14 protein-coding genes and 2 pseudogenes are annotated in these 26,906 nt (G+C 66.4%); 10 read left to right on the forward strand and 6 right to left on the reverse strand.

The window, feature by feature from the left end:
* Window positions 1-34: 34 nt before the first annotated feature.
* The 3 genes from A5777_RS10970 (at window position 35) to A5777_RS10980 (ending at window position 12,881) form a co-directional block, all read left to right on the forward strand.
* Window positions 35-12,061 carry an amino acid adenylation domain-containing protein gene (locus A5777_RS10970; protein ID WP_197502352.1) on the forward strand — a complete coding sequence of 4,009 codons (12,027 nt, stop codon included), beginning with the start codon at window positions 35-37 and terminating at the stop codon, window positions 12,059-12,061.
* Entirely contained in the window at window positions 12,061-12,300 is a 240-nt protein-coding gene (locus A5777_RS10975; RefSeq protein WP_005208426.1) for an MbtH family protein, read from the forward strand. The genes A5777_RS10970 and A5777_RS10975 overlap by 1 nt, the downstream gene beginning before the upstream one ends.
* A 227-nt stretch (window positions 12,301-12,527) precedes the next feature.
* Window positions 12,528-12,881, forward strand: coding sequence for a hypothetical protein (locus A5777_RS10980; protein WP_231895025.1), 354 nt, complete (start codon window positions 12,528-12,530; stop codon window positions 12,879-12,881).
* A gap of 93 nt (window positions 12,882-12,974) precedes the next feature.
* On the opposite strand, the gene A5777_RS10985 is transcribed toward A5777_RS10980, so the two are convergent.
* Both A5777_RS10985 and A5777_RS10990 read right to left on the reverse strand, forming a co-directional pair.
* Entirely contained in the window at window positions 12,975-13,604 is a 630-nt protein-coding gene (locus A5777_RS10985) for a DUF4190 domain-containing protein (protein WP_064862692.1), read from the reverse strand.
* Window positions 13,605-13,708: 104 nt separating this feature from the next.
* Window positions 13,709-14,215: a hypothetical protein gene (locus tag A5777_RS10990; protein ID WP_064862693.1), complete on the reverse strand. Its 507-nt coding sequence runs from the start codon at window positions 14,213-14,215 to the stop codon at window positions 13,709-13,711.
* Window positions 14,216-14,405: 190 nt separating this feature from the next.
* Between A5777_RS10990 and A5777_RS10995 the strand changes: the two genes are divergently transcribed.
* Together A5777_RS10995 and A5777_RS11000 are read left to right on the forward strand one after the other, a co-directional pair.
* Entirely contained in the window at window positions 14,406-15,515 is a 1,110-nt protein-coding gene (locus A5777_RS10995) for an LLM class flavin-dependent oxidoreductase (RefSeq protein WP_064862694.1), read from the forward strand.
* Window positions 15,512-16,177, forward strand: a pseudogene (locus tag A5777_RS11000) (FMN reductase). Before A5777_RS10995 ends, A5777_RS11000 begins: the two are co-directional and overlap by 4 nt.
* A gap of 60 nt (window positions 16,178-16,237) precedes the next feature.
* Here A5777_RS11000 and A5777_RS11005 read toward each other — a convergent pair.
* Together A5777_RS11005 and A5777_RS11010 are read right to left on the reverse strand one after the other, a co-directional pair.
* Entirely contained in the window at window positions 16,238-17,251 is a 1,014-nt protein-coding gene (locus A5777_RS11005) for a pirin family protein (protein ID WP_064862695.1), read from the reverse strand.
* Between the two features lie 137 nt (window positions 17,252-17,388).
* The gene (locus A5777_RS11010) at window positions 17,389-18,135 is read right to left on the reverse strand and encodes an acetoacetate decarboxylase family protein (RefSeq protein ID WP_064862696.1); all 747 of its coding nucleotides are present in this window, start codon (window positions 18,133-18,135) and stop codon (window positions 17,389-17,391) included.
* Between the two features lie 429 nt (window positions 18,136-18,564).
* On the opposite strand from A5777_RS11010, the gene A5777_RS11015 reads away from it, so the two are divergent.
* Window positions 18,565-18,897, forward strand: a complete 333-nt coding sequence (locus A5777_RS11015; protein WP_064862697.1) for a LuxR C-terminal-related transcriptional regulator — start codon at window positions 18,565-18,567, stop codon at window positions 18,895-18,897.
* Between the two features lie 4 nt (window positions 18,898-18,901).
* Here the strand turns inward: A5777_RS11015 and A5777_RS11020 are convergent, their stop codons facing one another.
* On the reverse strand, window positions 18,902-19,894 hold the full coding sequence (locus A5777_RS11020; protein ID WP_064862698.1) for an alpha/beta hydrolase: 993 nt from the start codon (window positions 19,892-19,894) through the stop codon (window positions 18,902-18,904).
* A gap of 14 nt (window positions 19,895-19,908) precedes the next feature.
* A pseudogene (locus A5777_RS11025) lies at window positions 19,909-24,885 on the reverse strand (amino acid adenylation domain-containing protein); the annotation flags it as partial.
* A 440-nt stretch (window positions 24,886-25,325) separates the two neighbouring features.
* Here A5777_RS11025 and rplN point away from each other — a divergent pair.
* From rplN to A5777_RS11045, 4 genes are read left to right on the forward strand one after another with little or no spacing between them, the layout of a single operon-like run.
* The gene (gene rplN / locus A5777_RS11030) at window positions 25,326-25,694 is read left to right on the forward strand and encodes a 50S ribosomal protein L14 (protein ID WP_005208410.1); all 369 of its coding nucleotides are present in this window, start codon (window positions 25,326-25,328) and stop codon (window positions 25,692-25,694) included.
* A gap of 1 nt (window position 25,695) precedes the next feature.
* Window positions 25,696-26,013 (forward strand): 50S ribosomal protein L24, encoded by a 318-nt coding sequence (gene rplX, locus A5777_RS11035; RefSeq protein ID WP_005208409.1) that lies wholly within the window; start codon window positions 25,696-25,698, stop codon window positions 26,011-26,013.
* A 1-nt stretch (window position 26,014) separates the two neighbouring features.
* On the forward strand, window positions 26,015-26,593 hold the full coding sequence (gene rplE / locus A5777_RS11040) for a 50S ribosomal protein L5 (protein ID WP_005208408.1): 579 nt from the start codon (window positions 26,015-26,017) through the stop codon (window positions 26,591-26,593).
* Window positions 26,593-26,778 carry a type Z 30S ribosomal protein S14 gene (locus A5777_RS11045; RefSeq protein ID WP_005170384.1) on the forward strand — a complete coding sequence of 62 codons (186 nt, stop codon included), beginning with the start codon at window positions 26,593-26,595 and terminating at the stop codon, window positions 26,776-26,778. Before rplE ends, A5777_RS11045 begins: the two co-directional genes overlap by 1 nt.
* The last annotated feature ends 128 nt before the right edge of the window (window positions 26,779-26,906 follow it).

The following is a 26,906-nucleotide window of genomic DNA, read 5'->3' on the forward strand; positions in this document are numbered from 1 at the left end:
TGGGGTGGCTGATGTGTTCGGGGTGTCGGTGTCGGTGCGTGATGTGTTTGATGCGCCCACCGTCGAAGAACTCGCCGCAGCGATCGAAGGTCGCGACCAGGTGCTGCCCCGCGTGACAGCGGTGGCACGACCGGCGCGGGTACCCCTGTCCGCGGCGCAGTCGCGCATGTGGTTCATCAACCGATTCGACCCGACGTCGGCGTCTTACAACATTCCACTTGTGTTGCGCCTCAAGGGAAGTCTCGACCTCGACGCTCTCTTGGCGGCAGTCGGCGACGTCATGGAACGTCACGAGGTGCTGCGTACGATCTACCCGGATGCCGGTGACGGCCCCGTGCAGCACATCGTCGTCGCCGCGCAGGCACGCGACGAGGTGGATTGGGGTATCGCCTCTCATCGTGATGAGCTGATCGCTTCTGCCACAACGGGATTCGATGTCACGCGTGAACTCCCGATCCGGGGTCGGGTACTGCGGGTCTCCGACGGTGAGCACGAACTGGCACTCACGGTGCATCACATCGCGTTCGACGGGGGATCGGTTCCGGTACTCGTCGGCGATCTTCTCGCCGCCTACCTTCACCGCACCAGCGAGGCCGTGCCCGCGCAGGCCCCGCTGTCCGTGCAGTACGCCGACTATGCGCTCTGGCAGCAGGCTGCCCTCGGCAGCGTGCACGATCCGTCGAGCCCGATCGGTAGCCAGATGGACTACTGGCGAACGAAACTCGCGGCACTCCCGATCGTCACAGACCTGCCGCGTGATCGGCAGCGGCCATCGGTGCGCGACAGCGACGCAGGTGTGGTCTCGCTGACCGTCGACGACGCGTTGGCAACCCGTATCGAGGCCTTCGCCCGGGAACACGAGATCACCGGCTTCATGGTCCTCCATGCGGCGCTGGCGATCATGGTGTCGCGCGAGGCCGCCACCGACGACGTCGTCATCGGAACCCCGATCACGGGCCGCACCGACTCCGCCCTCGCCGATCTCGTCGGGATGTTCGTCAACACGTTGGTGCTACGCACCGAGGTCGATCCGGGGCTGACCGTCGAGGATTTCCTCGCGTCGGTGCGCACCACCGATATCGATGCTTTTGCGCATGCCGACGTGAACTTCGAAGATCTCATCGACGAGTTGTCGCCCGCGCGTTCCACCGCATTCGAGCCGCTCGTGCAGATCGCCTTCACCCATGTGTCGGGCGACGTCGATCCGCGGGCCGAGATAGAAGCGGCGGGACTCGTCGCCGAACCGCTGGACATCGCTGCGCCAACAGCCAAGTTCGACCTCACGGTCGGCGTGGCAGACCGACGTGCCGACTCTCCCATGACTGCCGAATTCATCTATGCCAGTGCACTATTCGACGAATCGACGGTGCGCGGTTTCGCCGATCGCTGGCTGACGGTGCTGGAAGCGATGGTGGCAAACCCCCGGATCGCCGTCGGTGACATCGACTTCGCGGTCGATGACGACACGGTGATGTCACTCGGGGTGCGGAGTCGGAACTCGTTGGGCACCAATGGTGTTGCCGCCGATGGCGGTGTCTCGACGCCGCGTGTACTCGTCGACATCCTCGACGACCGCGTCATCGATATGGACCGTCCCGCGCTGATCTGTGATGACCAGCAGTTCACCTACGACGAATTCGAGAAGGCGGTCAATCGAGTGGCCCGCAGGCTGATAGCCGCGGGTGTCGGACCCGGCGACGTGATCGCCGTCGGCATGAACCGCTCGATCAACTCAGTTGTCGCCGTCTTCGGTGTGCTCCGAACCGGGGCAGCGTACGTGCCCATCGCGCCGTCGTATCCTGAGGACCGCATCGCCTTCATGCTGGCCGATTGCGGTGCAACCCGTGGGATCAGCGATCGCGATACGATTCCCGGCTTCGGAGAGTCGCCGTGCACCTGGATGGATATCGACGCCCTGATCGCACCCGGGGTCGCAGACGATCCCGTCACGAACGACGAGCGCCGTGCGCCGGTGAGACTCGACGATCTCGCATACCTCATCTACACCTCCGGGTCGACCGGTCGCCCCAAGGCGGTCGGCGTCGCCCAGCGCGGCATCGCCAATCTCGTCGACGCACTCGCGGAGATCTCCGGGACCTCGGCAACGGCATCCGACGTCCGGGTGCTGCACGTCGCATCGCCGAGCTTTGACGCCTCTGTACTCGAAATGCTCTGGGGCATCGGCCTCGGCCACACACTGGTGATCGCAAGCGCCGATGAGTACGCGTCGGACGCACTCGGCCGTGTCCTCGAGCGCGGCGGTGTCACCGACGCGATCATCACTCCGACGGTGCTCGCCACCGTCGACCCGCATTTCGGTGCGAGCCTGAGGAATCTCGCATCGGCGGGCGAGGCGTGCCCACCCGAACTCATCGACAGGTGGGCGTCGGCTCATCCCGATCTCCGGACGCTCAACCTCTACGGGCCTTCGGAGATGACGGTGTGGGCAACCGCGGCCGTGGTCGAGCGAGGGCTGCCGGTGACCATCGGACGCCCGATTCGCGGGTTCGCCGCGTATGTTCTCGATTCGCGACTGCACCGCGTGCCGCAGGGCGTGACGGGGGCGCTGTATCTCAGCGCCGACGACTCGCTCGCGCGCGGTTACCTCGGACGTCCCGGACTGACCGCGAAGGCCTTCGTCGCGAATCCGTTCAGCTCGACACCGGGCGCGCGTCTGTATGCGACGGGTGATCTCGTCAGGGTCACCGCCACAGGCGAATTGGAGTACGCCGGCCGCATCGACACACAGGTCAAGTTGCGCGGGCTGAGGATCGAACTCGGTGAGATCGAGGCGGCACTCACCTCCCACCCCGACGTCGACGCCGCGGTGGTCATCGGTGTCGGGGGAGCTGTCGCGAGCGCGTTGGCAGCGTACGCGGTGGCATCACCTGACGTCGATGTCGCGGCCATCCGCGACCACATCGCCACGCGGCTTCCGTCGCACATGGTTCCCGCGAGTCTGACCGTGCTCGATGCACTACCGCACACGCCCGGAGGCAAGATCGACGTCGCCGCGCTGCCTGCGCCTGCCGAAGAGGCACAGCAGCACAGCAGCGTCGCGCCGGCGACCGACGCGGAGGAGCGTGTCGCCGCCGTCTACGCCGAGGTGCTCGGTAGCGAGACCATCGGCGTCACGGAGAGCTACTTCGACCTCGGCGGCAACTCGTTGTCGGCCACTCGCGTTGCTGCGCGGATCTCCGAACTCTTCGACGCCGACATCACCGTGCGCGACGTGTTCGAGCAGCCAACCGTGCGCGGTCTCGCCGCGCTTGCCGCGCAACGGGAACCGGGCCTCGCCCCGGTCGTGCCGGTCGTTCCCCGCCCGGCAAGCATCCCGCTGTCGTTCGCGCAGGCCAGGATGTGGGTCATCAACCAGTTCGATCCCACGTTGAGTACCTACAACGTCCCGGTGCTGCTTCGGCTCAGTGGCGACGTCGACGTGGCCGCGCTACGGGCAGCCGTCGTCGACGTCGTCGAGCGACACGAGGTGCTACGGACGGTGTTCCCCGCGGTCGACGGTGTTCCCGTGCAGATGGTCGGTGCCGTCGACACCGTGTCTGATCGGCTCGATTGGGGCGTCGTCGACTCCGCGGCGAAGCTCGAGGCCGCGGTGACCGACGGCTTCGACGTCAGTGTCGAGGAGCCGTTGCGGTGCCGTGTCTGGCAGTCCGCGCAGGACGAGTACGTGTTCGCGCTGGTGGCTCATCACATCGCCGCCGACGGCGAATCGATGGGCCCGTTGGTCAGCGACATGATGGCGGCGTACGCGGCGCGCGCGACCGGTGCGGTACCGCACTTCGCGCCGATGCCGGTGCAGTTCGCCGATGTGGCGATCTGGCAGCACGAGGTCCTCGGGCGGCCCGACGACCCGACATCGGTGGTCGCGCGTCAACTGTCCTATTGGGAGGACGCGCTGGCAGGCGTACCGGATGTGCTGGAACTGCCGACCGACCGCCCGCGACCCCTCGTCGCGTCCGAGCGGGGCGCGCAGGTCGGGTTCGCGATACCGGCCGCCATCGCAGGCCGTGTATCGGCGGTGGCACGCGAGCACGCTGTGACGCCGTTCATGGTCGTACATGCGACCCTCGCTGCGCTCCTGTCCCGACTGGCCGCCACGACCGATGTCACGGTGGGCACCCCGATCGCCGGTCGCGGACAACGTGATCTCGACGCGCTGGTCGGCATGTTCGTCAACACGCTCGTGCTCCGCAGCGACGTGGACCCCGGCGACTCGTTCGCCGATCTGCTCGAGTCGGTTCGGATCACCGACCTCGATGCGTTCGCGCACGCCGACGTGCCGTTCGAAGCGGTGATCGATCGTCTCGACCCGGTGCGATCGGAGGCGTTCGCGCCCCTCACCCAGGTGCTGCTCACCTTCCATCAGTTGGTGCTGCCGGAGTTCGCGTCAGAAGTGAACGCCACACATGTTGCCGGAGTGCAGATCTCGCCCATTGCGCCGCAGCACACCCCGGCCAAGGTCGACCTCACCTTCGGTATCGCCGACGCTCCGGACGGCGAGCCGTGGATGGCGCAGATCGTCTATGCCACAGATCTTTTCGACGCCTCGACGGTTGACACGATCGCCGACCGGTTCGTTCGGATGCTCGACGACTGCACCGCCGATCCGAGCCTGCCCGTCGGCGACGTCGTGCTGCTGTCGGATGAGGAGAAGGCTGCGCTCGCCGCGCTTCCCGCGCCGGTGACGCACACGCCGCGCGCAGACCTGAGTCTCGTCGACCTGTTCGCCGAATCCGTACGCGCACACCATGAGCGGCCCGCGGTCACCGCGGGTGGACAGTCGCTCGACTACGGCGAACTCGACGCCAGGTCGACGGCGGTCGCCGCGGCACTGGTCGAGCGCGGCGTCGTCGCGGGAGATCTCGTCGGTGTCGCGACGGCACGCACCGTCGATCTCGCCGTCGCCATTCTGGGTGTACTCAAGGCGGGTGCGGGCTATCTCCCGCTGGATACGACGAACCCGGTGCAACGCCTGACCTACATCGTCGCCGACGCCGCCATCGACCTGATCATCACCGACGCCGCGACCGTTGGTCACGAGCTCTTCGCGGCGTTGCCCGGCGCGGTGGCGGCCATCGATGTCGATGACCTGGTGGGCGAGGGGACAGGTCTGCCCGCACCGACGCCGATCATCAGACCCGACTCCGGCGCGTACGTGATCTACACGTCCGGCTCCACCGGCAAGCCCAAGGGCGTGCAGATCACTCATCGCGACGTGCTGACCCTGATCGACACCACCGCGACCGACTTCGAGTTCGTCCCGACCGACGTCTGGACCATGTTCCACTCCTATGCATTCGACTTCTCGGTGTGGGAGCTGTGGGGCCCGTTCGCGTCGGGTGCGCGTCTGGTCATTGTCGACCGCTACGTCGCACGCGATCCGGACGCCTTCGTCGAACTCCTCGGCCGCGAGGGGGTGACGGTGCTGAGTCAGACGCCGTCGGCCTTCTACCAACTCATCGATGCTCGACGGCGCGTCGGACCCGATCTCGCGGTGCGCTACATCGTGTTCGGTGGCGAGGCGCTCGCATTCGATCAGGTCGACCGCTGGTTCACCGAAAACCCCTCGGACACAGCTCAACTGGTCAACATGTACGGCATCACCGAGACCACGGTGCACGTCAGCATTCGGCCCATGGACCGAGCGTCGGTCCTCGACGGCGACAGCTCGCTGATCGGTCGGCCGTTGAGCTCGTTGGGCATTCACATCCTCGACTCGCGACTGCATCCGGTCCCGCCGGGCGTCGTCGGCGAAATCTATGTCACGGGTGGCCAATTGGCGCGGGGTTACCGGGGGCGGCAGGAGCTCACCGCCACGCGGTTCGTCGCCGACCCCTTCGATCCGGGCGGCGAACGCATGTACCGCACCGGCGACCTCGCCCGCCGGGTCGGCGACGACATCGAGTACCTCGGGCGCGGTGATGCGCAGGTGCAGTTGCGTGGTTTCCGCATTGAGTACGGCGAGGTCGAGGCCGCGTTGGCCGCTGCCCCCGGCATCAACGCGGCCGCGGCAACGGTAGTCGACATCCCCGGACGTGGGGAGCAACTCGTCGGCTATGTGGTCGCAGACCGGATCGACACGATCGACGTGGAGGAGGTCCGCGACTCGGTTGCGCGCGCGGTGCCGACCTACATGGTTCCCGGAATCATCACACCGATCGAGCGTCTGCCGCTGACCGCGAACGGCAAACTCGATCGACAAGCACTGCCCCAGCCCGTGATCGACAGTGTCGGCGGCGACGACGTCGTGCCCGCGACGCCCGCCGAGGAGACCCTCGCCCGACTCGTCGCCGGTGTGCTCGGCGTCGAGACGGTTGGCATGACCGACTCCTTTTTCGCGCTCGGCGGCGACTCGATCCTCGCCATCACGCTCTCGTCAGCCGCACGTGCAGCGGGCCTTCCGATCTCGCCGCGCGACATCTTCGAGCACAAGTCGGTGCGCGCTCTGGCGGTGGCCGCGGTGGCCGACTCAGGTCGACTTCCGATGCTCGCCGAGTTGCCGGACGGGCCGACGGGTGCCGTGCCGGTCTCACCGGTTGCCGCGTGGATGATCGAATTGTCCGACGAGCCAGACGATTTCGCCGACTTCTCGCAGTCGATGACGCTGATCGCGCCGGAAGGTCTCGACACCGAGCGGCTGCGGCGACTTCTCGCCACGGTGGTCTCGGCACACCCGATGCTGTCGTCGACGCTGCGGTGCGTCGACGACGAGTGGGTGGCCACCGCCGGCTCCGACGCCACACCGAGCGTCGTCGGCGAGCGTGTCGATGTGGCCGTCGACAGCCCGGAGTTCGCCGCGGCCGTGCAGGCGGCTCACGCTCGTGCACTGCGCGAGTTGTCACCGGCCGACGGGGTACTGGTGTCCGCCGCACATGTGGCCGGGTCCGACGGTGCGCGGGTGGTACTCGCGATACATCACCTCGGCGTGGACGCCGTCTCGTGGCCGATCCTCATCGAGGATCTGATCACGGCGTGGGCGGCGTCGGAAGCCGGTGGCGACGCGACGTTGCGTCCCGAGGTCACCTCGGCACGGGCGTGGCACTCCGCGCTGGCCGAACGCACCGCCGATCACCTGGGCGAGGTCGACTACTGGCTCGCGCGAGTCGACCGCGAGCCCACCGATCTCGGCGTCACCGTCGAGCGTGACCGTGATCGATTTGCCACGCTCTCCACCGTGACCGTCGCCGTCGGCGCCGCGGACACCGAGGCGTTGCTCACCAGCGTCCCCGAGCAGTTCGGTGGCCATGTCAACGACGCTCTGCTCGGCGCGTTGGCGCGCGCGATCAGGTCGTGGCAGCGTGTGCGCGGAATCGTCGACGATGCTCCGGTGTCGATCCTGGTCGAAGGCCACGGACGCTATGAGGACGTACTCGGCCACGGCTCGACGCCGAGCACCGCGGACCTGTCTCGCACCGTCGGATGGTTCACGTCGATCGCACCGATCGCGGTCGACCCGGGCGACGACATCACCCATGCCGTAAAGGCTGCCAAGGAGGAACGTCTCGGTCAGCCCGAGCACGGTCTCGGATTCGGGCTCCTGCGCAACAATCTCTCGCGCAACGGTGACGCACGGTTGGCGCAGACCGCGTTGCCCGGCATCGCGTTCAACTATCTCGGAGCCGGCGCCCGGGGCAGCGACGACGCTGCGGTGTTGCCGTTCACCGCCGATCCGGCGGCACCCGCGTTGCCTGCTTCGGTGTCGGGGCGCATGGTTGCAATGAACACGCTGTCCGTCAACGTCGGCACCGCGACGACCGGCAGCGGCCGCGAACTGTCGGCCGACCTGCTGTTCCCGAGTGGCGCATTCACCCGGTCGGACATCGAGGACCTCGGTGATCGCTGGGCGGCTGAACTCGCCGCGGTCACCGCGGCGGCACGACAGCCGGGCGGGCCGGGTCTGTCGCCCTCGGACGTGCCCGGTACCGGCGTGACCCAGGACGACCTCGACGAGCTCGCGCACCGTTTCGGTTCGGCCGACGTCTGGCCGATGACGCCGCTCCAGCGGGGTCTGCACGTCCAATCAGAGCTCGCGGGCGACGACGCGGTGGATGTCTACGTGGTGCAGGGAATCCTCCACCTCGGCGGGGACATCGACGTCGAGCGGCTTCGTCGTGCGACAGCAGCGCTGTTCGATCACCACAGGGCGCTGCGCTCGGCGTTCGTGCGTTGCGGGAGCGGCGCTGTGGTCACGGTGATCCCGGAGGAGGTCTCCGTGCCGTGGGAGGTCGTCGAGGTACCGGCGTCGTCGGCCGGTGATGACAAGTCGGCCGATGACATGTCGGCGGTGGAGCAGTACGCCGACGTGGAGCGACGTCGCGGATTCGATCTCGAGTCCGCTCCGCTGATGCGCTTCACGCTCGTCCGCCACGGCGAGGACGCGCACCTGATCGTCACCAATCACCACATCCTGATTGACGGATGGTCGGGTCCGCTCGTCCTCGCCGACCTGCTCGCGCTGTATGCGACCGGGTCGACCTACACCGGGACACAACCCGGTGGCGGAGACTTCGGCGATCATGCGCGCCGCATCGCGCTCGCCGATCCCGACGCCGCTCGGGTTGCGTGGCGAGAGGTACTTGCGCCGCTCGACGGTCCGACGCTCGTGGCTCCCGGTGTGTCCGGGGCTCGTGAGCTGCTCCCGCGCGATCACTCCGCGGTGCTCGACGAGCAGATCGTCGCCGGAATCGAGCGCCTTGCCAGGTCGCAGGGAGCAACAGTGGCCACGGTGCTGCAACTCGCGTGGGCCGTGTTGTTGTCGCGGCTGACCGGGAGCCGGGTCGTCGCATTCGGTGAGACCACCTCGGGCCGTCCCGCCGATCTCGAAGGCGTGGCGTCGATGGTCGGCTTGTTCATCAACACCGTGCCGGCGGTAGTCGACGTCGATCCGGACGCACCCGTGGCGGACGTGCTCGCGCGTCTGCAGCAGGCGAAGGTGACCGTGCTCGACCACCAGCACATCGGGCTGACGGAACTGATGGCGCTCGCAGACGTCCCGCTGCTGTTCGACACCCTCACGGTGCACGAGTCCTACCCGGTCGACGGTGACTCGCTGGCGACTGCCGACCCCGGGCAGACCGGGGGACTGCAGATCCTCGATTTCGACGGCGCCGACGCGACCCACTACCCGCTCAACATGGCTACGGCTCCGCTCCCGGGTGGGCAGATCTCGCTCACGCTCAAGTACCTGCCTGCGGCGTTCGACGACCACCAGGTGGAGGTGTTCAGCAGCGCGCTGGTCGAGATCCTGAAGGAGATGGCCGCAAACCCGAGCCGTCTCACCGCCGACATCACCCTGGTCACCGACGAACAACGGGACATGTTCACACCGGTCGACGGTGGCGAAGGGACGCGACCGCGGCTGCTCGCCGACCTCTTCGCCGAAGCGGTAGCGGCGTACGGACCGCGTACAGCGGTCCGCGACGCGGCCGGTTCGACGATGACCTACGCCGAACTCGACGTCGAGTCCACTCGCCTCGCGCGGTGGCTGATCGCACGGGGGATCGGGGCCGAGTCGCTCGTCGGTGTGGCAATCGGACGCTCGACTCAACTGCTCACCACGATCTGGGCGGTCGCCAAGACCGGCGCGGGATACGTGCCGATCGATCCGGACTATCCGGCGGAACGAGTCGCATCGATGGTCGAGGATTCCGGCGCCGTGCTGGGCCTGACCCGTTCGCGCTCGCTACCGACGCGGCCGGGACCCGACTGGGTCGACCTCGACGACGAGGCCGTTTCGCGTGAGATCTCGTCACAGGAGACCTCGCCGCTCGCCGCGAACGAGCTACTGCGTCCGGTGCGACCGGAGAACACGGCCTACGTGATCTACACCTCGGGATCGACCGGAAGGCCGAAGGGCGTGAGCGTCACGCACTCCGGTCTCGCCAACTACGCCGCAGTGGAGTCGTCCCGCTTCCCGCAGGTGGAGAAGCCGGTCGTGCTCGGCTTCGCGTCACCGAGCTTCGACGCCTCGGTGCTGGAGTACCTCCTCGCCGCGACATTCGGCGGCGAGATCGCGTACCGCCCCGTGGACGCGGTCGGGGGCGAGACTCTGGAGCAGTTCATGCGCGAGAGCGCGGTGACCCATACGTTCCTGACTCCGACAGTGCTGTCGACCATCGATCCGGCCGCACTGCCGGATCTCGCGGGGGTCGCCGTGGGTGGAGAAGCCGTCCCGCCGTCGATTGTCGACGGCTGGTCGGACCACGTCAGTCTGCACAACATCTATGGTCCGACCGAGACGACGATCAGCGTGACGTTCGCGCGGCCGACGCGGCCGGGTGCCCGAGTCCTGCTCGGCGGTCCCATCGACGGCGCCGGCCTCGAGGTTCTCGACGCCCGTCTGCATCCCGTGCCCGAGGGAGTCGCCGGTGAACTCTACGTCACCGGACTGCCGCTCTCCCGCGGATATCTCGATCGGCCGGGCCTGACGTCGGAGCGGTTCGTCGCGCACCCGAACGGCAGCCCGGGCGAACGCATGTACCGCACCGGTGACGTCGTCCGCTGGCAGCGCGACGACACCGGCGAACTCGCGCTCGAGTATGCGGGCCGCAGCGACGACCAGGTCAAGCTTCGCGGTCTACGCATCGAACTCGGTGAGATCGAGGCGGCCCTGGCGGCTCATCCGGCGGTCGAGTCGGCTGTCGTCGTCGGGGTCGGGGGAGCGGTGGCGACTGCGCTCGCCGGTTACGTCGTGCTCAACGATTCCTCCGGTCTTGCCGAGTCGCCTGCCCCTGCTGACGCCTCGATCGATTCCGCGGAATCGGCGTCGACGACGCTGCGGCACTTCCTGTCGCAACAGTTGCCCGCTCACATGGTGCCTGCGAGCATCACCGTGCTCGACGCTTTTCCGCTGACGGCCGTCGGCAAGCTCGACAAGCGGGCGCTACCCGAACCGCAGCGCTCGAGCGGAATTCATGTCGAGCTGGTCGGGCCTATCGAGGAATCGGTGGCTGGGGTGTTCGGCGAGATCCTCGGCGTCGAGAACGTCGGTGCGACCGACAGCTTCTTCGATCTCGGCGGCGATTCATTGTCGGCGACCCGTGCTCTCGGTCTCCTGCGACGCGAGCACGGCGATCATCTCGAACTCGGCTGGCTGTTCAACGATCCGACGCCGCGCGGTATCGCGGCCCGGGTCGAAGGCACTACCGCGCCGGCGGGTGAGGTCCTCATCGAACTCGCGCGCGGCTCGAAGTCGCCGCTGTTCTGTGTGCACCCTGCGGGCGGACTCGCATGGTTCTACGGCGGGTTCGTGCCCTACCTGGACGATCGGCCGATCTACGGCCTGCAGGACCCGCACGCCGTGTCCGGAGAACCCTTCGCCTCGTCGGTGGAGGAGATGGCACAGAGGTACCTCGCGGAGATCCGACGCGTGCAGCCGGAAGGGCCGTACCACCTGCTCGGATGGTCGCTCGGTGGATATGTCGCATATGCGATGGCCACGGCGCTGCGCGAATCCGGCGAGGAGGTCGCCTTCCTCGGCGTGATGGACTCGGCGCCGGTGCCCGTCGCTCAGGACGTCGAGCCCGCGGCAGCCGACCGCGTGCGCCTCGGCGGCGAGTTCGTCGGCGATTTCCTGGGGGGCTGGCGCGACCTGTTCGATCTCGGGGAAGATGTTGAGGCGAGCTCTGCCGAGGAGGTCGCGGCAATCGTGCGGGACAAGATCGCATCGCTCGGGCTGCTGCGCGATGAGCAGGTGCAGTGGGTGATGGACAGTTTCGCGGGTGGTGAGCAGTTGGTGGAGCGTTTCCGTCCCGACCCGTTCGACGGCTCGCTGCTGGTGTTCACGGCGACGCGCGACAAGGAAGACCCTTCCGCGGTCGCGCGGTCGTGGGAACCACACGTCGCCGGTGACGTTGTCAATGTAGACGTCGACGCCGACCACCTCGGCCTGGCGAATGCGGATGCACTCGCTGTCATCGGGCCGGTCCTCGCAGTGCGACTGGCGGACAGCGCGCACGACGAACACGATGCGCATGGAGAACACGATGCGCGCGAAAAACACAACGAACACCTCGAAGACGATGGTGAGGAAAGGAAGCGATAATGACGAATCCCTTCGATGACGAGAACGGCCGATTCTTCGTCCTGGTCAACCACGAGAACCAGCACTCCCTGTGGCCGACCTTCGCCGACATCCCCGACGGGTGGACCAAGGTGTTCGGAGAGGACAGCCGGGCCGCGTGCCTCGAGTATGTCGAGCAGAACTGGACCGACCTGCGTCCGAAGAGCCTCATCGACGCGATGGAGGCCGATCAGGCGGCGCGAGCGGCAGACGCCTCCTAGAGGCAGCGACATCGACGAACTCAGTCGCTGGCGGGTGACGCGGGCATAACGCTTTCACACCAGTCACATCAGTAACACTGACTACACGCTGGCACTTCAGTAACATTGGTTCGCAGAAGAACGAAACTCGTGTGGAGTTCGTCACAAATTACGGTGGTTCGCCTTCCGAACAAGTAATGCAGGTGCATTCTGTTCGGAAGGATCGACGCCATCGTCTGGGAGGCGAGATGGCTGAGGTCGGAGATGTCGACGCGTGGGGTGCTCGAGGTCGAATGATGACGGAATTGCGGAACGACGTGATGCGGCGCGCTGAGGCGACGCCGTGGATGACGGCTGTTCGTCTGGGGGGCGAATCGGCGACGTACGGCGAGCTTGCAGAGAGCGTGTCGTCGTACGAAACGGTGATGAGCCGAAACGGCATGTCCTCGGAGGCGGCGATCTACGCGGCACTCCTGCACTCACTTCCGTCGCTCGCCAAGGTCAGCGATCCCGCGAAGCAGGGGGCGATGATCGATCAGGTTCTAGCTTGGCTCGGTCGCAATCTGCCGTTCTCCGGCGGCTCGCTCCGGGCGGTCGGCTGACCCGTACGGTCTGCCGACGACCCCTCATTGGCAAGCGCTACCCACAGGCAAGACCTACTCACGGGGAAGCGCCACTCGCTGCGTGGCCGCCACTCACAGGCCGGCGATCACCAGCACGAGCAGCAGGATCGGAATGCCGATCACGGCCGCGATGGTTCCGAGGACGATTCCGGTGACAGCGCGGCCGCTGCCGCGATAACGGGTCGGGTGTCGATGGATCTGTCGAACACCTGCGACACCGAGCGCGATCGACATGAGCCCCGCGACCCCGCCGATGCCCAGTACCGGAATGAGCGGGAACGCCGCCAACGCGGTCACCAACGACGCCGTCGTCAATGGAGACGTCCGTGGTTGCGCAGGTACCTGGCCCACGAGCGATACCGGATGCACCGTCGGGATCACCGTCGGCATGAGTATCGCGTTCTCGCGATGGGAGAGGTCCCAGTAGTCGCCGACCTCCGGTAGCGGAGTATCTCGGGATGTATCTCGTGTCCGTACGCGAAGGCCCTCCATGGGCACCGGATTGCGTTGCGGCCGCTGCGCGTGGTCGCCACGGCCGGCTGTCGTGACCGGCCCGGAGTGGCTGTCGGGGGTATGGGAACTCGACGGGGAATCCGGTAGTGAGGGCAGCGACATCGACTCGAGCACGTTCGATTGTGGCCAGCGCTCATGACGATCGGTGATCGCCGGTTCGATCGGCGCGGTGTGGTGTTCGGTTCGCATCGGCCCTCCTCGCAACGAGTCTACCGACGCACACCGCGCCGCCCCGGAGAAGAAAGTCCGGAACGGCGCGGTGTCGGTGTATCGGTGTTGCCTGAGGCGGCGAATCAGCCGCCGTGCTGGCCCATCATCGACGAGAGCTGCGTGACGGCGTTGCCGGACAGCTTCCACTCGCCGTCGACCTTCACGTACGAGAGCGTGATGTTGGCGGGGTTGGACGTGTGCGGACTCTTGACCTCCACGCTGGCATCAGCAGCGTTGTCTCCGGTCTTCTTGACCTCGGTCACGGTGTACACATCGGGTCCGTAACCCGCTGCAGACGCGCCCTTGGCGTACGCCTGGATCGCGGTCTTGGTGACCGGGTTGCTGGTGTCGACGACCTTCTCGAGATCCTCCGACGAGGTGTTCGAGTCCACTGCCTTGCGCAGGATGTCCTGGGCGTCGGAGTTGGTCAGGCCCGCGATGGCCGCGGCGGCCTGGCTCGTCGCCTCGGTGACCTTGCTGGTGGCACTGGCCACGGTGTCGCTGGCGCTGTCCGAATCCGAACAGCCCGCGACCGCGACAAGGGCGGCGCCCGCGATCATGGCGGCCGCGAGAGACTTCCGAAGCTTCATTGCTACTCCTGACGACGTGAGTGTTCGACGCCGCGATTGATTGACGACGCGATTGTAAGGACACACTAACCCACGGTGTCCGGCCTGCCTCGGGAGGATTCGTGCGGTACCGTCGACAGGGAATTAACCGGACCCTGGTCCGGTTATGGCGAGTGAAAGGTTTCGTATCCGTCATTCCAGGAGGCATGACATGCAGTTCGGACTGTTTTCCGTCAGCGACATCACGGCCGACCCTACGACGGGAGTCGAGCCGACAGAACATGAGCGCATCAAGGCGTCGGTGGCGATCGCCAAGAAGGCCGAGGACATCGGCCTCGATGTGTATGCCATCGGCGAGCACCACAATCCACCGTTCTTCTCGTCGTCACCGACGACGACGCTCGCCTACATCGCAGCTCAGACAAGCAAGCTGCACCTCTCCACGGCGACGACTCTGATCACCACCAACGACCCGGTCAAGATCGCTGAGGACTTTGCCATGCTGCAACACCTTGCCGATGGCCGCGTCGACCTGATGCTCGGTCGTGGCAACACCGGCCCGGTGTACCCGTGGTTCGGCAAGGACATCCGTCAGGGCATCCCGCTGGCCATCGAGAACTACCACCTGCTGCACCGGTTGTGGACCGAGGACGTCGTCGACTGGGAAGGCAAGTTCCGCACCCCGCTGCAGTCGTTCACCTCGACGCCGCGTCCGCTCGACGACGTCGCGCCGTTCGTGTGGCACGGGTCGATCCGCAGCCCGGAAATCGCCGAACAGGCCGCCTATTACGGCGACGGCTTCTTCGCCAACCACATCTTCTGGCCAGCCGAGCACTCAAAGCGACTGATCGATTTCTATCGGGAGCGCTACGAGCACTACGGACACGGAAAGGCGCACCAGGCGATCGTCGGGCTCGGCGGTCAGTTCTTCATCAGGAAGAACTCCCAGGACGCCGTCAACGAGTTCCGTCCGTACTTCGACAACGCGCCCGTGTACGGGCACGGACCGTCGTTGGAGGACTTCAGTCGCGAGACGCCGCTCACCGTCGGCAGCCCGCAGGAGTTCATCGACCGCACGCTCTCGTTCCGCGACACCTTCGGCGACTACCAGCGTCAGCTGTTCCTCGTCGACCACGCGGGCCTGCCGCTCAAGACGGTCCTCGAGCAGCTCGATGAGCTCGGCGAGGTGCTCCCCGAACTCCGCAAGGGATTCGCGGAAGGGCGCCCGGCCGACGTTCCCGACGCTCCTACGCACGCCTCGCTCGTCGCGGCACGCGACGCAGAGGAGCTCGCAGAGCAGGAAGCACAGGTGAACGCATGAAGCCGGTAACGCTCGTCGCGGTCAACGCCGGACTCAGTGAACCGTCGTCGACGAGGATGCTCGTCGACCGGCTCACCGACGACGCCGCGTCGCTCGTGCGATCGCAGGGCGGCGACGTCGACGTGCAGATCATCGATCTGCGTGATCTCGCCGTCGACATCGGGCGTTAGCTGGCAACCGGTTTCGCGACCGGTGCTGCCGGCGACGCCATCCGGTCCGTGCAGGACGCCGACGCGCTCATCGTCGCGACCCCGGTGTTCAACGCGTCGTACTCAGGCCTGTTCAAGTCGTTCTTCGACCTCGTCGACGTCGACACGATGGAGGGTAAGCCGGTACTCATCGCGGCGACAGGTGGGAGCCCCCGGCACTCGATGGTCCTCGACCACGCGCTGCGTCCGTTGTTCGGCTACCTGCGCACCGTCGTCGTACCGACCGGCGTCTACGCGGCGTCGGAGGACTGGGCGTCGACCTCCGGCGACACGGCGACGCTGTCCGACCGAATCCGTCGGGCCGCAACACAATTGGTGGCGCTCATGCCCACCGGAACGGGTCGGCGGACGGTTGCGTCGCAGGCGTCGGACGCTGATCGCGGCGAGCAGCGGATACACGCGGGCGAGGAGGCGGGCATCGCCAACTTCGCTCGCCTGCTGGCCGGCGACTGAGCGATGGACACTGAGCGACAGAGACTGACCGAAACAGCCTGACCGAAACAGCCTGACCGTCTATGCGCGCCCGGGAGTGTTCTCCCGGGCGCGCAGTCGTGTGCCAGGAAGTGTCGGCGCGGGCAGATGCTGCACCTCGCCGGTGTACCCCTGCACCTGGCCGAAGCGTTCACTGTGGGCCATCCACTCCTCGCGCGCTGCCACGATCTCCTCGTGCGTGCGGCCGACGAAGTTCCACCACATGATGATGTCGTCGTCGAACGGCGCGCCCCCGAGCACGATGACCCGCGCGTCGTCGTCGCCGCGATTGGCGAGGACGACGGTTTCGGCACCGACTCCGACGTAGCCGAGTTCGGTGCGCTCGAGCGGGCCCGTCGTCGAATCGACGATCTCCACGCGACCCGAGTCGACGAGGAATCCGTGTTCGAATCCGGGGTCGACGTCGAGGGTGACGTCGGCTCCCGGCGGGATGCGCAGTTCAGCGCCCAGTAGCGGCGTGAACGTCTCGACCGGCGACGTGCTGCCGAGCAACGTCCCGAGAAAGACGAGTGCCGTCACGCCGCCGACGGTGATCGCGGGCGGCGCGTAATGGGCGAAGTCGCGCGCGGTGTTCGCCGCGTCTGCCGGGAGTGCGACCCACAACTGCACGCCGTGTAGGACCGTGGTGTCGGGAGTAGAGACCTCGGTGTGGGCGATGCCGTGGCCCGAGGTCATCAGGTTCAGTTCGCCCGGACGCACCATCGCATGATTGCCCATAGTGTCCCGATGCTCGATCTCACCGGTGAAAAGCCAACTGACCGTTTGCAATCCGATGTGCGGATGCGGAGGCACATCCATGCCGCCGGTGGCTGAGACGTCGTCGGGTCCGTAATGGTCGGCGAAACACCACGCTCCGATCAGCGACCGCTCCCGCTGCGGCAGGGTGCGGTGCACGGTCATGGCACGCGGGCCGCCGAGCGGTACGTCGCGCGCGGTGAGTACCTCGACCCGCAGCGATCCGTCGTGATCGGGGTCGGCGTTCTCGACCTCGGTCTGACAGTCGATTTCGGCCGGATGTGCTTCGAGGTTGCTCATGGCGTCACGCCTTTCGGCTTCTGTGCTTTTCGGCTACTGTGCTTTTTCGGCTTCTGGGACTGATGACGCCAGTCTAGGAACAGTCGGGTCGACGACGCGTGCGCGGTGCGATCGGTGAGCTGCCGGCAGGCCGAATCTCAGAGATCGGTCGCGTCGTCGAACGTCATGGCCAGGTGTCCCACCGACATGGTCATGGCGGCGTGCCGGGCCAACTTCAGGCCGCGTAGTTCGTCCGCGATCGGGTGTCCGCCGAGCGTGAGGGTCGCGCCGCCGATCCGGGCCCGGACGCCGCTCAGCGATCCGAGTCGCCACGGTATGGAGCGCAGCTTTCCGTCGAGGCATGAGTAGGCGGTGAGTTCCGCGTCGCCCGGAGCCGCGGGGACCGGCAGGCCCGGTGCGGTCTCGAGGGAAGCGATGAGGCGTCCGTCCTCCGAAACACTGCCGCGCTTACGCGAGCCATCGTGGTCGACGTCGAAATCGGCGAGAAACTTGGGAAAGCCCCAGATCCCGCGTCCGGCCTGTCGGGTGAACTCACCGTCGACGGGGAGGCGATGGATCAGCGCGTGCGCATCGCCGCGCACCACAGAGCCGAGCGCGCTGAGCGGAGACGCGGGCGCAGCCGGATTCTCGACGAGCAGGCACACCCCGAACTCGTTGTACGGGCCTAGATCTCCGTCGACATAGTCGACGAACACGAGCATGACCATGCCGCGGCCCGGGCGTATCCGCAGCGGACGAAGCGGAGAGGCGCCCGACGCCGCTATGGTTCTCGCCATCGCGTCGGCGTCGGCGGAGAATCCCGCAGCCATGCACCGCGCATCTCTGACCTCGACGGGCATCGTGAGCGTGGTACCTGCGACGGTGTGGGTCGACGGGGAGGACATGAGGCCCCTTTCTGACAGCGATCTATCCGGGCGGCGATCTATCCGGGCAGCGACTCTCGGGCAGCGAAGTACGCGGGCAGCCGCCTGTTTGCAGCGAGCGCCCGAGCGTGCCGCGACGGACAAACAAGAACGTGTTCTAGTTTGGCATACCGTCTGCTCTCCCGGTCTGAACGTGTGTCTTATCGAAAGATGTGGCTGCTGCAGCACCCACATCTTTCGATAAGACACACATTTAGCGTGCGGCTTTCCGGCGCCGATTCTTGCGAATGCAACAAAGGCCCCATTTAGGGGACTACCGACATGTCAGACCTAATCCTTACTATTTGCTGAGTGTTGGGGATCGCTGTCGTAACGACATGATGTAAGGACGTATCGGTGACCGTAGTAACAGAGACCGGGGGCGCCCTCGGAGCGCCATCGCCCGTGCCTGTGTCCCCTGTTGTCGCAGATCGCGGCGCGGCGTCGCATTCATTCGCGTCCGCCGAGATCGCCCGGATGGACGACTACCGCCACGGCCACGACGCCGCCGTGGCACGTCGGCCGATGCTGTCGCGCCGCGAGGTCGAGGTGTTGTTGACCTGGCTGCGTGCGGAATCAAAAGAGGACGCCGCGGCGACGCTGTTCATTTCAGCCTCGACCGTGAGCACCCACCTCGCGCGCATCCGCACGAAGTACACGGCCGCGGGTCGCCCCGCCCCGACGAAGACGCACCTGCTGGCTCGCGCTCTGCAGGATGGCTACACCAGCCTCGACCGTTGGTGAGGTCTCACGCCCCGATGTCGCGGGCGAGAGACGGCCAGGTCTGGTGCAGGTCGTCCTGCCAGTAGCCCCATGAGTGGCTTCCGGCGGGACGCAGATTGACCTTGGCGGGAATGCCGAGCTGAGCGAGGCGCGTCGCCATCTGGCGTGTGCACTGATCGATGCCGAACTCGATCGCGCCGCCGAGCAGAGCCTGGTTCGCCAGTACCAGCCCGTCGCCGTCGATCGACGGATCCGACAGGCGTTCGTGCTTGCCGGGAAGCCCGGTGCCCGCGGTCATATAGACCCTGGTGCCGCGTAGCTTCGCCGCGTTGAGATAGGGATCGTTGGCCCGCCAGCCGGGTCCGTTCAGCGGTCCCCACATATTGACCATGTTGCCTCCGCCGCGGTTCTCGACGACGAAGCGGATGTATTGCTGCCCGACCGGGTCGCTGGTGCGCGCGCAGCCGCTGAACGCGGCAATCGAGCGGTACAGACCGGGGGCAGCGAGCGCGAGGTTGAACACCGTGGTCCCGGCCATCGAGATGCCCGCTGCAGCAACCTTTCCCGTGGTCGGGAAGCGCTTGCCGATCAGTGGTGGCAGATCTTTGGTGAGGAACGTCTGCCACTTGTTGCGGCCGAGGACCGGGTCGTCGCGTTGCCAATCGGTGTAGTACGAGAACGCACCGCCGATCGGGGTCACGACATACACGTTCTTGTCGGCGAAGAACTTCTTGTAGTCGGTGCGGGCATCCCAGGTGGCCGAATCCTCGCCACCGCCTGCACCGTTGAGCAGGTACAGCGTCGGTGCCGCACGGGTGCGGTTCTTCGGGGTCAACACCGTGACCGGGACGATTCGATCCATCGACGCCGAGTGCACCATCAGCGTCACCTGCTGGGGTGAATCGTCGGTGGAACTGACGATGCTCGACGTCGGCGCCGCCTGTGCGGGTGCTGTCGCCCCGAGGAACGCGGCCAGCATGAGCCCAAGGGTCAGCCAGATCAGGTGTTGTCGACGCATTGTTCACTCCTGCGATCACTCGGGACTTCTTTCGGGTGCGAGTCGACGTCGGTCAGCAGCAGACGCGCACGGGAATCGGTCAGCATGAACTCGATACGTGCGTGCGGATAGGCGGGATCGATCGGCACCCATGCGGCTCCGCATCGGGTGACCGCCCAGACCGCGCGTACCCACTGCGCGCTCCTGGGTAGCGCAATTGCGACGAAGTCCTCTGGCCCGACTCCGTTGTCACGGAGGCACTGCGCGAGAGTCTCGGCGGCGGAGTCGAGTTCGCGGTAGCTGAGTGAGGTGTCGCCGTCGGTCACGGCGATCCGGTCGGGCTCCGAGCGAACCGCTGCCGCGAGGATCGACGAGAAGTGTTCGACGGGGCGGGTTCCCACGCCGACGGCCGGGACCAGTCCAAGCCGCTCGCTCGGGTCGAGGACGGCGATGTCGCCGACCGCGAGTGTCGCGTCGTCGGTCACCGTGGTGATGATTCTGCTCAGTCGCGAACCGATACCGCTCACGGTGGGGGCGTCGAAGAGGTCGGTGGCGTAGCCGATCTCGACGTCGATTCCGGACGGTTGCCCGTGCTCGTCGGTGTGTTCGACGAAGGTGAACGAGAGGTCGAACTTGGTCGACGCGATGTCGATCGGCGAGGCCGTTGCGCTCACGCCGGGTAGGTCGATGGTGATGTCGTCGCGGTTGTCCACCGCGAGTGAGACCTGGAAGAACGGATGCACCTGGGCCGACCGCTGCGGATTCAGTTCGGTCACGAGGTGATCGAACGGTATGTCGGCGTGGTCGAAGGCGTCGAGGTCGGCGTCGCGGATCTTGCCGAGCACAGCGAGGAACGAGGCATTTTTGTCGACGCCCGTCGGCAGTGCAAGGGTATTGACGAACATTCCGACCAGCGCGTCGAGGTCGGCATCGCCGCGTCCGGATACCGGTGTGCCGACGACGATCTCGTCGGCGCGGGCGAAGCCGCGCAGCAGCGTGGCGACCGCGGCGTGGACGACCATGAAGAGGGTCGCGTCGTTGTCGGCGGCCAGTGTCGTCAACGCCCGGTGACGCTCGCGCGGCACGGTGATCGTCACGACGCTGCCGGCAACACCTGGGCGATCGGAGCGCGGACGATCAAGTGGCAGTTCGGTTTCGGCGGGAGCGCCGGCGAGACGACTGCGCCAGAAGTCGAGGTCTGTGCCGTCGGTGGTGGTCAACGCGGCACGGTGGGCTGCGGCAACCGTCGAGTACTCGACGGGTAGCGGCGCCCAGTCGGGTGTATGCGCGTCGACGCGTGCACGGTAGGCGGTGGCAAGGTCGGCCGCGAACGGCGCGAGCGACCACCCGTCCGCTGCGAGATGGTGAATGACGACGACCAGCGTGTGATCGTCGGACGACGTGCGCAGGAGTCGTGTGCGGATGGGGAAGTCGCGCGTGAGGTCGAACGGCTGTGAGGCGAGGTCGGTGGCGCGTTGCTGTATCTCGCTGACCTCGGCGACCTCGTCGAGAGGCATGTCTATCGCGGCGTCGTCGGGGGCGTGGATGTCGAGGAATGCGTGTCCGTCGTGCTCCGACACCGTGCTGCGCAGCGGCTCGTGCCGCGCGACGACGTCGTTCACGGCGGCACGCAGAGCGCTGACGTCGATAGCTCCGACAAGATGGACACTGAACGGAATGTGGTAGGCGACAGCAGAATCCGGGTCGAGGCGGGCGGTCAACCAGAGTCGCTGCTGCGCGGGCGACAGTGCGACGCGCCCATCGGTAGACGCTGCGATCGCATCGACGGACTCGCTGGTATGGAGTTCGTCGTCGACTCCCGCTGCGCGCAGTGCGGCGCTGAAGGCGGCGAGGTCCGGGGCGTCGAACACGGTGCGTAGCGGCAGCCGGTGTCCGGTTCGGCGTGCGAGGCGTGCGCTCACCCTGGTTGCCGACAGCGAGTTACCGCCGAGATCGAAGAGGTTGTCGGACGACGACACCCGAGTCGTCAGACCGAGCACCGCGGTAACCGTCTCGACGACGGCGACGTCGAGTGCTGTCACCGGCTCGATTCGTTCGCTCTGCGACGACGTGTGTGTCGGTGCCGGGAGCGCGGAGCGATCGAGCTTGCCGTTGCTTGTCGTCGGAAGATCCGCAAGAACCGTGATGGTCGATGGGACCATATGGGGGAGAAGGTGTTCGGTGAGCTCTGCGCGGACGTCGCGGGAGTCCAGGTCATCCGCGCCCGCGACGTAGCCCGCCAGTTCGATGCTACCTGTGGCCGCGTCGTCGAACGTGATGACGGCCGCGCTGCGGACGCCGGACAACGCCGCCAGGGCCGATTCGATCTCTCCCAACTCGACGCGCTGGCCGCGGATCTTGATCTGTGAGTCGGCGCGACCGAGGTACTCGATCTCGCCGTCGGCGCGTCGGCGTACCAGGTCGCCGGTGCGGTACAGACGCGCGCCGGGCTGACGCGGATCCGACACGAACCGCGTCGCTGTCAGGTCGGGACGGCTCGCGTAACCGCGGGCGAGTTGAATGCCGCCGAGGTAGAGCTCACCGATCGCGCCGACGGCTTGCGGCATCAGGTGATGGTCGAGCACGTGGGTCGACGTGTTGTCGACGGGTCGGCCGATCGGGATATCGCCCGCGTCGCTGCGGCATTCGTCGTGATAGGTCACGTCGACGGCGGCTTCGGTCGGACCGTAGAGATTGTGCACCGGCGCGGTGGTGAGCTCGCCGATCGCACCAACCGTCGCGGGTGTGAGCGCCTCGCCGCTGGTGAAGATGCGTCGCAGCGAAGTCAGGGCATCCGGGTTTGACGACTCGTCGAGGGCGAGCGCGTCGGCGAATGCAGACAGCATCGACGGCACGAAATGAAGTGTCGTGATGGACTCTTCGGCGATCACATCGCGCAGATACCACGGATCGCGATGGCCGTCGGGCCGCGCGACGACGAGTGTGGCGCCCGCGATGAACGGCCAAAAGAACTCCCACACCGAGACGTCGAAGGTCGCCGGCGTCTTCTGCAGCACCCGGTCGTCGGAAGTGAGTTGGTAGCGATCCTGCATCCACCGCAGACGGTTCACGATGGCGCGGTGGTCGATCACGACGCCCTTGGGCTTGCCTGTCGAGCCGGAGGTGAACAGCACGTAGGCCGGATTGTCGGGGCGGGGTGCGTGGAACTGCACTGTCGACGGTGATGGCTCGATCAGCTCGTCGACGGTGACCACCGGAGTGTCGGCGCCGGCCCAGCCGGGTGCTGCGACGATCACCGCGGGCTTGGCGGTGTCGAGGATGTGCGCGAGGCGCTGCGCGGGTTCCGCGGGATCGATGGGCAGGAACGCCGCGCCCGCACGGATGACGGCGTGCAGTGCGATCACCTGGTCGGCACTTCGTGGGAGAGCAACGCCGACAACCGATTCGGGGCCGATCCCACGCGCGGCAAGTCCGGCCGCCGCGCTGCGTGCGCGTGCGGTGAACGTCGCGGTGTCCAGGGTTTCGACGCCGGGTTCGATCAGCGCGGTAATCGTGTCGGTGCCCTGCTCGAGCGCGGCGTCGAGCAGCGAGATGAGAGTCGAGTCCGTTGCGGCCACGCTGCGGCCGTGTGCGACGTCGTCGATGGCCGACAACTCCGACGCCGTCGCGGCAGAGATGTCGACGACGGGCGTATCGGTGGGGGCGTCGACGAATCGTCGGAGGAAGTCGACGATTCGGTTGTGGTGCACCGAGATGTCGTCTGTGGTGTAGACGTTCGGGTTCGCCTCGAGGTCGAGTCGCATGCCGCCGGTGAAGCCGTCGTAGACGTTGATGGACGCGTCCTCGACGGGACCGGTCGACAGCACATTCAGTTCGCCACGCAGCGAACCGAAGTCGATGTGCTCGAAGAAGAGCATGACGTTGACCATCGGACCGAAGAACCCGCGCCTACCGTCGGAGTCGTCGAGGATGTCGGAGGTGATCTCTTCGTGGCGGAAACGCTGATGTCGCACAGCATTTTTGATGTCGGAGTTCATGCTCCGCAGCGCGTCGGCGACGGTCGTCGCGGCGTCGAATTCGATGCCGACGGGTAAGACGTTCGACGTGAGGCCGGCAGAGGTGCGCAGCAGATCGGTGTCGCGGCACGCCACCGGAAGGCTCAACAGGGCGTCGTCGCGATCGTTGAGGCGTGCCAGGTAGAGAGCGACCGCCGCGGTGATCACCGACGCGGCCCGCACCCCGTGATCGGCAGCGCGCGAACGGATGTGCGCGACGAGGTCGGCGTCGAGTTCGGTGCTCTCGACGACGGCAACCGGCGCAGCCGGTGCGCTCGCCGGCGACAGGGAGGTCGGTTCGGGAGCGTCGACTCCACCGGGGCGCAGGCGCTGCTGCCAGTGGTCGCGCGCGTGGGCGAAAGCGTCAGAGGCGTGGTACTCGCGGTCGATCTCGGCAATCTGCGCCATTGTCGCGCTGGTCGACGCGGGCGCGGCGTGACCCTCGGTGATCGCGGTGTAGTGGGCAGCGACCCGGACCATCATGAACATCGCCGCATACCCGTCGAACGCGATGTGGTGGCCCCAGCAGTACCAGAGCGAGTGCGTCGGACCCAGCCGCAGCAGATACGTGTCGAGGAGCGGATCGGTGTAGACGTCGACGTTGCGTGACCGGTGATCGTCGATCCATTCGAGAGCCCGCGCACGCGGATCGTCGTCGTCGGAGAAGTCGACGAGCCCGAGCCTGATGTCCCTATCACGATCGACGACGATGCGTGGTTCGCCGTCCTCGTCGTCGACGACGCGTAGGAGCCCCGATTCGGTCTCGTGTGCGGTCAGTTGCACCGCTCGGTCCATCACCTCGGCGTCGACCTCGTCGAAGAACTCGGCGAAGGCCGCGACCGACATCGGGGTGTCGGGGTCGAGTTGCTGCGCGAAGAAGATGCCGCGCTGCGCCGCGGTCAGAGGGAGCGGTCGGCTCTGCGCGTCGGCAGACATGGGCTGCCCGCCTGTGACATGTCCGCTTGTGAAATGAGTCGTGCTCACCTCGGTGCTCACTGTGCCTCCTCATGAGGTGACCGTCGCGGTCGAGCGCGGCGATCGGTCGGTGGTGGTGGCCCTGTGCCCGGTGGATCTGACCGTGCTTCGCGTGACAGCGCCGCAGATGGGTGTGGATTGGAGAAAAATCGAAAGCGCGGACGGCTGTGGAGAATGGCGAAGGGGTCGTCGTGGGCATGCCTATCGGCAGCGATTTGGCCCGGACCTGCGCGTTCGCCTACACTTGTGGGGTTGCCTGCGGCGCGCCACGCGTCGCGAATCGGCTCGCGAACCCACCCGGTGGTGCGTTGCGATCGCAAGATCGGAACAAAACCCCAGGCAGGCGTGTGTCCGGTGGTAACAGACCGTGTGCGTCGGGTCGGAAATCCGGCGTACAGATGCGGTGGCCCACCTCGGTGGATCCGCCGCGTCGACGACATCCAGGTCAAGGAGACTAACGAGTGATTCAGCAGGAATCTCGCCTGCGGGTCGCCGACAACACCGGAGCCAAGGAAATCTTGTGCATCCGCGTGCTGGGCGGCTCGTCTCGGCGCTACGCAGGCATTGGTGACGTCATCGTCGCCACTGTCAAGGACGCCATCCCCGGCGGCAACGTCAAGCGGGGAGAGGTCGTCAAGGCTGTCATCGTGCGCACCACCAAGGAGCGCCGTCGTCAGGACGGAAGTTACATCCGTTTCGACGAGAACGCCGCCGTCATCCTCAAGGGTGAGAGCGACCCCCGCGGTACCCGCATCTTCGGCCCGGTCGGCCGAGAGCTGCGTGAGAAGAAGTTCATGAAGATCGTGTCGCTGGCACCGGAGGTGATCTGACATGAAGGTGCACAAGGGTGACACCGTGATCGTCGTCTCGGGCAAGGACAAGGGCGCCAAGGGCAAGGTCATTCAGGCCTTCCCGAAGGAAGAGCGTGTTCTGGTCGAGGGCGTCAATCGCATCAAGAAGCACACCGCTGCGTCGGCCAACGAGCGTGGCGCGGCGTCGGGCGGCATCGTGACCCAGGAAGCGAAGATCCACGTGTCGAACGTGATGGTCGTCGACTCCGAGGGCAATCCCACCCGCGTCGGCTACCGCGTCGACGAGGAGACCGGCAAGAAGGTCCGGATTTCCCGCAAGACCGGGAAGGACATCTGATATGACCACCACCGAAAAGACCCAGCCGCGTCTCAAGCAGCGCTACCGCGCCGAGATCAAGGATGCGCTGAACACCGAGTTCGACTACGCCAACGTGATGCAGATCCCGGGCGTCGTCAAGGTCGTCGTGAACATGGGCGTCGGCGACGCCGCTCGCGACTCGAAGCTGATCAACGGCGCGGTCACCGACCTCGCACTGATCACCGGCCAGAAGCCGGAAATCCGTCGCGCACGCAAGTCGATCGCACAGTTCAAGCTGCGCGAGGGCATGCCGATCGGCGCACGCGTCACGCTTCGTGGCGACCGTATGTGGGAGTTCCTGGACCGCCTCGTGTCCATCGCGCTTCCCCGTATCCGCGACTTCCGCGGACTCTCGGACCGCCAGTTCGACGGCAACGGTAACTACACCTTCGGCCTGAACGAGCAGTCGATGTTCCACGAGATCAACATCGACAACATCGACCGGCCGCGCGGTATGGACATCACCGTCGTCACCTCGGCCACCACCGACGAGGAAGGCCGCGCGCTGCTGCGCCAGCTGGGCTTCCCGTTCAAAGACAACTCCGTGAAGGACAACTGATGGCAAAGAAGGCTCTGGTCAACAAGGCCAACAAGAAGCCCAAGTTCGCCGTGCGGGCCTACACCCGGTGCAACCGCTGCGGTCGTCCGCACTCGGTGTTCCGCAAGTTCGGCCTGTGCCGTGTGTGCCTGCGCGAGATGGCACACGCCGGCGAACTCCCGGGCGTGCAGAAGTCGAGCTGGTGACCCAGCTCCGCTGACGAGCTGTGACCGCTGGTCGAGCTGAGACTGCTGGTTGAGCTGTGAGCGCTCGTCGAGCTGTGACCGCTGGTTGAGCTGGTCGAAACCACGACCCCGTCTCCCATGGAGGGCTG

The sequence above is a fragment of the Gordonia sp. 852002-10350_SCH5691597 genome (assembly GCF_001665715.1).
GTDB classification, from domain to species: Bacteria; Actinomycetota; Actinomycetes; order Mycobacteriales; family Mycobacteriaceae; genus Gordonia; species Gordonia sputi.